The sequence below is a fragment of the Marinobacter sp. SBS5 genome, from assembly GCF_048285575.1.
Lineage (GTDB): Bacteria > Pseudomonadota > Gammaproteobacteria > Pseudomonadales > Oleiphilaceae > Marinobacter.
This window is the reverse complement of sequence record NZ_JBLWAZ010000001.1, coordinates 1196375-1204391: the sequence shown is the minus strand read 5'-3', so window position 1 is coordinate 1204391 and position 8017 is coordinate 1196375. Positions and strand designations below refer to the sequence as shown.

Below are 8017 nucleotides of genomic sequence, written 5' to 3'. Positions count from 1 at the left end.
CGAGATGCGCATTCTACAGACATCCTTGAGGGTGTCAACGGGTGATCTGAAACTTTCTAAAATTTCTTCAAATCACCCACTTTTGCCGCCTCAATACTGGCGGTTAAACCTCTACTTTAACCTTGCCCGCTACAGCCAGCGCTCTTGCCCTAGCGTCTTCTATAGTAGAACCGTGCGCCAGCGCGACACCCATTCGCCTTCTTCCTTTAAGCTCGGGCTTACCAAACAGCCGTATTTGCGTATCCGGCTCGGATAGCGCTTCACCCAGCCCGCTGTAGGACACTAATGCTGAGTCACCTTCGGGAAGAATCACCGCAGATGCCGTTGGCCCTTTTTGCCTAATTGCGGGAATAGGCAGACCCAGTATCGCCCTTGCATGCAAAGCAAACTCCGACAGATCCTGGGACATCAGCGTCACCAAACCGGTATCGTGCGGTCGAGGTGACACCTCAGAAAACCAAACGTCATCACCCTTAACAAAAAGCTCGACGCCATAGATGCCATACCCACCGAGATCATTTACCACAGACCGTGCAATTTCAGTGGCACGCTCAAATGCCTTCGCTGACATGGGGTGGGGCTGCCAGGATTCCCGATAATCGCCATCTTCCTGCAAATGACCTATGGGATCACAAAATGAAATCCCGTCACGGTGCTTAACGGTTAGCAATGTGATCTCATAATCGAAATCAACAAATCCTTCTACAATCACGCGGCCACGCCCCGCCCTGCCGCCACTTTGTGCATATTCCCATGCGGCATCGATATCGCCTTCCGCTTTAACGGTACTCTGCCCTTTACCCGACGAACTCATAACAGGCTTAACCACCAAGGGCATACCGACTTCTTTTACCGCCGCCAAATACTCTTCGCGATTGCCCGCAAAACGATACGGCGATGTCGGCACTTTCAGCTCTTCGGCAGCTAAACGCCGAATGCCTTCCCGATTCATTGTCAGGTGCACCGCTCGCGCTGTTGGCACCACGCGACAACCTTCTTCCTCCAGTTTCACCAGCTCAGCCGTAGCAATCGCTTCAATCTCTGGAACGATCAAGTCTGGCTTTTCCAGCTCAACAACTTGCCTTAACGCCTCACCGTCCAACATATCAACAACATGGCTCCGGTGCGCCACTTGCATTGCCGGTGCATTCGCATATCGATCGATGGCGATCACTTCTACGCCAAACCGCTGGAGCTCAATAACAACCTCTTTACCCAACTCTCCGGATCCACAAAAAAGAACGCGAGTAGCGTTCGGAGTTAGAGGGGTGCCAATACGCACGACATCATCAGTTACAGTCATTCCGGTTTACGCCCTGTTCTTTTAGATTTGAAACTTCTTTTCGCGCTCTGCAACACTCTTGAGCACTTGCCGCCGCTCTTCATCGGTCATCGAGCTCCAACGCAAAATCTCATCGCCAGTGCGCTGACAACCAATACAGACATCATCGTCATTCAACGCGCACACCGACACACAAGGCGACCGTACCTTATCCCGAACTTTCATCGCAGCAGATCAACCTCTTTCAACTTCGCGAGGTAGCGTTTCGCATTGTGAACGTAATGCAGCGCACTCATCTCCAGCATTTTTCTCTGGCTATCGTTCAGCTCCCGACGAATTTTCCCGGGCGAGCCTACCACCATCGAACCATCAGGTATTTCCATCCCCTCCGGTATTAATGTGTTCGCGCCGATGAGGCAATGCTTACCAATTTTGGCGCCATTCAATACAACCGCATTAATTCCGACAAGCGAATAGTCACCAATTTCACAGCCATGGAGCATTGCTTTATGCCCCACTGTCACCCCGCGACCAAGCGTGAGCGCTATTCCCGGGTCAGTATGCAGAACGGATCCATCTTGTACATTGGTCTCAGGGCCAATGGTGATTAGCTCATTGTCACCACGAATCACCACGTTAAACCAAATACTGGACTTCTCCATCAGTTTAACGCTGCCAATCACCGTAGCGTTGCCGGCAACAAACTGCTCGCCCCCACAGTACTCAGGCGTGCGATCATCAAGACTGTAAAACATCACTTTCTCCGTTTGATTCAACTTGGCGGCTCAAGAATATCGATACCTGCATCGTAGACAGCATTCAGGAAATCGACTAAAACCACCGCAGACAACCCCCAAATCTGGAAACGCTCCCATTTATAACATGGGACATAAAGAGTACTGTTCTGAAATCCGAGCGCATCAGTACGTTCGCGCTTATCTTCCAGAAAGAACTCAACAGGTACACGAAAGATACTTTCGATTTCATCGGGATTGGGCTTAAAAGGATGATCTTCCGGTACGACACCCACATAAGGCGTGACAAGAATTCGATGCAGGGACACCACCTGGCTCAGCGGTGCAATGACGTTAACCTGATCCGGTGGCAGGCCAATTTCCTCATGGGTTTCCCGCAGCGCGGTCGCGGCCAGTGACGAATCCTCCGGATCACGCTTACCCCCGGGGTAAGCCACTTGGCCGCGATGGGTCTTAAGGTTTGCAGATCGCAGGGTGAAAATCATCTCAGGGTTGCTGGCATTATCGGTAACCGGTACCAATATCCCCGCCTCGGGATAATCCAGAGCCAATTGCCTAGGGGCATAATTTAACAGCTTTTCCTGCAACAGATCCTGCACTCTGCACTCCCACCACATATCAACATTGAATGAGACACAAGCAGCCGCGATCGTTAAACTGGCGACTATTGAACTCTCAGTATACGGGGAAAACGATGAAGTATTGCAGCACATGCGGCCAACAGGTTGAACAAAAAATCCCGGCGGGCGACAACCGGTACCGCTATGTGTGCGTGAGTTGTGAAACCATTCATTATCAGAACCCAAGGATTATCGCCGGTACCGTTCCGGTGTGGGACGGTAAGATTCTGCTATGCCGCCGAGCGATCGAACCCCGCTATGGTTACTGGACTCTGCCCGCCGGATTTATGGAAAATGCTGAAACAACGATTGAAGCCGCTGCCCGCGAAACTCTGGAAGAGGCTCTGGCCGAGGTCACTATTGATGGCTTGTACTCCATCATTGATGTTCCGCACATCAATCAGGTGCACATGTTCTACCGCGCGACCCTCATTGACGGAAGCTTCGGCGCAGGCGAAGAGTCTCTGGAGTCACGACTCTTTGCCGCAGACGAAATCCCCTGGGACGAGATTTCATTCCCGACCGTGAAGAAAACCCTGGAATATTTCCTCTCGGAGATGGAGTCCGGTAACTACGGCCTACACATTACCGATATCCGTCCACGGCCCAGCAAGAGCGTGACTCACAAGGCTTCCAGCCGGAACACTTCGTAAGCCGGCTCTTCATACGGGTGGGCCTGTTTCAACGCGTTAATGGCCCCCTGTATCGCCGCCTCCGCACAGACCAACTCCACCTTAAATTCTGCTACCACTTCCAACTCACCCCGCTCTCCCAAAAAAGGATCGCTGCCCTCCAACGGGCGAAACTGGCCCTGCCCCTTACACTGCCACGCACACCTATCATAATCACCTATTTTCCCTGCGCCCGCATCGAATAGCGCCTGCTTAGTGATCTCCAAATGACTCTCAGGAACGAAGTAACAAAGCTTAAACATCAGGCACCTCAAATCGTACAAGTTTTGTTCAAATCGAGACTTTTTCGACTTACCCACAAAATCTGTGGATAACTCTGGGGAAAGTATTAGGGAATCTACTCTAAACCCTTATGAATACTGGCCTCACCTCAAATTGACGAGAAATTCACCTGTTACACAAAGCCATTAAAATTCAACAACTTAACGAGCAAGCTCAAAAAATGAACGCATATCCCTTTGTTTGTTCATAGTTCCACCAACCCGGACCTTCAAATGTGCATAAAAAACTTGAGTCAAGCCCTTAATCGCCAATTTCAGCATAATTCCTCAAGACACATCGTACATTTATTGACCAGACAAATACTTACACCACAAAAAAAGCCGACCGGCTAATACCCCCTCAAAGAAAGAGCACTACCCGGCCGGCTTTTGCACTAACCTAAGCCGCTTACATTAGCCTAGCCAACGCCTCGCATTTCTGAACATCCGAATCCACGGACCATCTTCCTGCCAGCCATCCGGCCGCCACGAATGCTGCACCGCACGGAATACACGCTCAGGGTGAGGCATCATAATGGTTACGCGGCCATCCCGATTGGTAACACCCGTAATACCGCCTTCCGACCCATTCGGGTTGTATGGATAACGGCTGGTTACTTCACCACGATTGTCCACATAACGCAGTGCTGCCAGTTTATTCTCAACCAGAGCATCGGCTGTGTTACCTGAAGCAAACTCAATGCGACCTTCGCCATGAGCCACGGCGATCGGCATACTCGAACCCGCCATGCCATCAAGGAAAGCCGAAGGAGACGGCGCCACTTCCACCATCACCAAGCGCGCCTCAAACTGTTCTGACTGGTTCCGTACGAAGCGGGGCCAGCCTTCACTACCGGGAATAAGCTCGTGCAGGTTGGACAGCATCTGACAACCATTACACACACCCAGTGCCAAGGTATCTTCACGGTTGAAGAAGGCAGCAAACTGATCACGAACACGGTCGTTAAACAGAATGGACTTAGCCCAACCTTCACCAGCACCCAACACGTCGCCGTAGGAGAATCCGCCACACGCCACCAAACTCTGGAAGCTCTCTAGTGAAATTCGGCCTGACAACAGGTCACTCATGTGCACATCGACAGCTTCAAAGCCGGCGCGATCAAAGGCGGCCGCCATTTCAATCTGGCCGTTCACGCCCTGCTCTCGCAGCACTGCCACTTTCGGGCGAGCACCTGAATTGATAAACGGCGCTGCAATGTCCTCGTTGATATCAAACGTCAGATCAACGTTGAGACCAGGATCTTCGGTGTCCAGCAGGTTATCGAATTCTTCTTTCGCGCAATCCGCGTTGTCGCGCAAGGATTGAATTTGATAACTGGTCTCAGCCCACAAACGCTGAAGCTCTGCACGAGATTCATCAACAACACTCTCACCGGCGAAGGTCAGCTCAATGCGATCGGACTCGTTCAACGTACCGATGACACCGGTATGATCGCCAAGGCCGGCAGCGGAGAACTGCTGAAGCACGAATTCTGTGTCTTCACGACGAACCTGAACCACAGCACCCAGCTCTTCGTTAAACAGCTCGCGAGCGAACTGAGAGCTGTCTTCTGCCAAACCGTCCAGCTTGACGCTGACACCGGTGCGGCCGGCAAAGCTCATTTCCGCCAACGTCACGAACAGACCACCGTCAGAGCGGTCGTGGTAGGCCAACAGTTTTCCATCAGAGTTAAGCCCCTGAATCACCGCGAAGAAGGCTTTGATATCTTCCGGATCATCCAGGTCAGGCGCCACTGCACCCACCTGGCTATACACCTGAGCCAACGCAGAACCACCCAGACGATTCTGACCAGCAGCCAGATCAATCAGGATCAAATCAGTTTCGCCGGCATCCGTACGAAGTTCTGGGGTCAGCGTGCGAGCCACGTCAGTTACCGGAGCGAAGCCACTCACGATGAGAGACAAAGGCGATGTAACACTCTTCTGTTCGCCGTTCTCTTCTTCCCAAGTGGTCTTCATAGACATAGAGTCTTTGCCAACCGGGATTGTGATACCCAATGCCGGGCACAACTCCATACCCACCGCTCGAACGGTTTCGTAGAGGTTTTCATCTTCACCGGGATGCCCGGCAGCGGCCATCCAGTTGGCAGAAAGCCGGATATTCGAAAGCTTTTCAATCGGCGCAGCAGCCAAGTTAGTAATGGCTTCACCCACCGCCATACGGCCGGATGCAGGTGCATCGATTACCGCCAGCGGTGTGCGCTCACCCATGGCCATCGCCTCACCCGCGCGAACGTCAAAAGACGCTGCGGTCACGGCCACGTCAGCCACTGGCACCTGCCAAGGGCCAACCATTTGGTCGCGAGCTACCAAGCCCGTGATCGTACGGTCACCAATGGTGATCAGGAAGCTCTTGGAGCCCACTGAGGGCAACCGGAGAACACGGCGAATGGCGTCTTGAAGGTTGATTTTCGAAGAATCGAAGATCGGCTTTGTGAAGGACGCACGGGTGACACTCCGATGCATTCTCGGGGGCTTGCCGAACAAGACATCCATCGGAAGATCAACAGGCTTGTCGTTGAAGTACGAATCAGCCAGTTCAAGATGGTGCTCTTCAGTCGCTTCACCAATGACTGCGTACGGGCATCGCTCACGACGACACAGAGCATCAAAACGCTCAAGGTCTTCCGGAGCTACCGCAAGAACGTATCGTTCCTGAGATTCGTTACTCCAGATTTCCAACGGCGACATGCCGGGCTCGTCACTGGGGATGTCCCGCAACTCAAATTTACCGCCGCGACCACCGTCTTTGACCAGCTCTGGCATGGCGTTAGACAAGCCGCCAGCGCCCACGTCGTGGATAAAGCAAATAGGGTTCTGTTCGCCCAACTGCCAGCAACGATCGATCACTTCCTGACAGCGGCGCTCCATTTCAGGGTTGTCACGCTGAACCGAGGCGAAATCGAGGTTTTCATTACTCGAACCGGAGTCCATGGAAGAGGCGGCGCCGCCACCCAGTCCGATCAGCATGGACGGACCGCCCAACACAATCAGCTTCGCGCCAACGGGGATATTGCCCTTTTCCACATCCTCTTCACGGATGTTGCCCATACCACCGGCGATCATGATCGGCTTGTGGTAGCCGCGCACTTCTTCGCCCGCTGCTCCGGGGACTTTTTCCTCGAAGGTACGGAAGTAACCGGCCAGGTTCGGACGACCAAACTCGTTATTGAAGGCAGCGCCACCAATTGGACCTTCGATCATGATATCCAGTGGCGAAGCAATACGGCTGGGCTTCCCGTAACCAAGTTCCCATGGCTGTTCGTCGCCCGGGATATTCAGGTTAGATACGGTAAAGCCAGAGAGGCCAGCCTTTGGTTTAGAACCACGGCCGGTAGCGCCTTCATCACGAATCTCACCGCCAGAACCGGTCGCAGCGCCCGCAAAGGGAGCTATCGCCGTTGGGTGGTTGTGAGTTTCCACCTTCATCAGAATATGCACGGGCTCACGGTTGTAGCTATACACACCCGTACCCGGCGCCGGGTAGAAACGACCCGCCTCGCTGCCAACAATCACAGAAGCGTTGTCTTTATAAGCAGACAGTACGCCTTCGCTGTTCATCTCGTAGGTGTTTTTGATCATCGCGAACAGGGACTTTTCCTGCGCTTCACCATCGATATCCCAAGAGGCATTAAAGATTTTATGACGGCAATGCTCTGAGTTCGCCTGTGCGAACATCATTAGCTCAACGTCGGTCGGATCACGCTCGAGCTTGATGAAAGACTCGACCAGATAATCAATTTCATCGTCAGCCAGAGCCAGCCCCAAACGGGCATTAGCTTCAACCAATGCTGCGCGGCCACCGGAGACAATTGGAACACGGCCTAACCGCCTTGGCTCTTCATTGCTGAACAGCAGCTCGGCTCCGCCCATTTCGTGGAACACTTTCTGTGTCATGCGATCATGCAGAAGTGCAGCGATTTTTTCCCGCTGCTCCAACCCAAGCTTTTTGCTGGACTGGATATAGTAAGCAATACCGCGCTCAATTCTGCGGATCTGCCGCAGACCGCAATTACGGGCGATATCGGTCGCTTTACTGGACCAAGGAGACAGAGTGCCGGGGCGTGGAACCACGAGGAATAAAACTCCATCCTGCGCTTCTACTTCAACACTGGGCCCATAAGTAAGCAGCCGGTCCAGAATCGCCTGTTCGGTATCGGACAGGTCGTCATCTAGATCCACAAAGTGCATAAACTCAGCATAAACATGCTCCACATCCGGAACCATGTCCTTAATGCGAGAATGCAATTTGCGGGAACGAAAGGGCGAGAGCGCTGGCGCGCCGCGAAGTTCAAGCATGATATCAACCTGTATCGCGCGAAGAATCGGGGGACGTCTTTCTGAAAGGCGGCAATGATACTTGAAACTGGCGAAAGGTTACAGGGTA

The 8017-nt window shown here is 52.8% G+C and carries 7 protein-coding genes; 1 reads left to right on the top strand and 6 read right to left on the bottom strand.

What is annotated here, in order from left to right; all coding sequences use genetic code 11:
• Positions 1–103 precede the first annotated feature (103 nt).
• Genes purT through ACNQ6O_RS05600 form a run of 4 tightly spaced genes read right to left on the bottom strand, consistent with a single transcriptional unit; the run spans position 104 to position 2636 of the window.
• On the bottom strand, positions 104–1303 hold the full coding sequence (gene purT / locus ACNQ6O_RS05615) for a formate-dependent phosphoribosylglycinamide formyltransferase (protein ID WP_418052242.1): 1200 nt from the start codon (positions 1301–1303) through the stop codon (positions 104–106).
• Between the two features lie 21 nt (positions 1304–1324).
• Positions 1325–1507 (bottom strand): DUF1289 domain-containing protein, encoded by a 183-nt coding sequence (locus ACNQ6O_RS05610; protein ID WP_418052241.1) that lies wholly within the window; start codon positions 1505–1507, stop codon positions 1325–1327.
• Positions 1504–2037 (bottom strand): gamma carbonic anhydrase family protein, encoded by a 534-nt coding sequence (locus tag ACNQ6O_RS05605; protein ID WP_418052240.1) that lies wholly within the window; start codon positions 2035–2037, stop codon positions 1504–1506. The genes ACNQ6O_RS05610 and ACNQ6O_RS05605 overlap by 4 nt, the downstream gene beginning before the upstream one ends.
• 17 nt (positions 2038–2054) lie before the next feature.
• The gene (locus ACNQ6O_RS05600; RefSeq protein WP_418052239.1) at positions 2055–2636 is read right to left on the bottom strand and encodes an NUDIX hydrolase; all 582 of its coding nucleotides are present in this window, start codon (positions 2634–2636) and stop codon (positions 2055–2057) included.
• Positions 2637–2731: 95 nt separating this feature from the next.
• Here ACNQ6O_RS05600 and ACNQ6O_RS05595 point away from each other — a divergent pair, with 95 nt between their 5' ends.
• Positions 2732–3310 (top strand): NUDIX hydrolase, encoded by a 579-nt coding sequence (locus ACNQ6O_RS05595; RefSeq protein ID WP_418052238.1) that lies wholly within the window; start codon positions 2732–2734, stop codon positions 3308–3310.
• Here the strand turns inward: ACNQ6O_RS05595 and ACNQ6O_RS05590 are convergent.
• Positions 3280–3591, bottom strand: a complete 312-nt coding sequence (locus ACNQ6O_RS05590) for an NGG1p interacting factor NIF3 (RefSeq protein WP_418052237.1) — start codon at positions 3589–3591, stop codon at positions 3280–3282. The genes ACNQ6O_RS05595 and ACNQ6O_RS05590 overlap by 31 nt on opposite strands.
• A gap of 432 nt (positions 3592–4023) precedes the next feature.
• The gene (gene purL / locus ACNQ6O_RS05585; protein ID WP_418052236.1) at positions 4024–7929 is read right to left on the bottom strand and encodes a phosphoribosylformylglycinamidine synthase; all 3906 of its coding nucleotides are present in this window, start codon (positions 7927–7929) and stop codon (positions 4024–4026) included.
• Positions 7930–8017 lie beyond the last annotated feature (88 nt).

Bases quoted from the DNA above. Each gene is read 5' to 3' on its own strand.
- purL (WP_418052236.1), bottom strand. From the start codon at position 7,929: ATGCTTGAACTTCGCGGCGCGCCAGCGCTCTCGCCCTTTCGTTCCCGC.
- ACNQ6O_RS05590 (WP_418052237.1), bottom strand. From the start codon at position 3,591: ATGTTTAAGCTTTGTTACTTCGTTCCTGAGAGTCATTTGGAGATCACT.
- ACNQ6O_RS05595 (WP_418052238.1), top strand. From the start codon at position 2,732: ATGAAGTATTGCAGCACATGCGGCCAACAGGTTGAACAAAAAATCCCG.
- ACNQ6O_RS05605 (WP_418052240.1), bottom strand. From the start codon at position 2,037: ATGTTTTACAGTCTTGATGATCGCACGCCTGAGTACTGTGGGGGCGAG.
- ACNQ6O_RS05610 (WP_418052241.1), bottom strand. From the start codon at position 1,507: ATGAAAGTTCGGGATAAGGTACGGTCGCCTTGTGTGTCGGTGTGCGCG.
- purT (WP_418052242.1), bottom strand. From the start codon at position 1,303: ATGACTGTAACTGATGATGTCGTGCGTATTGGCACCCCTCTAACTCCG.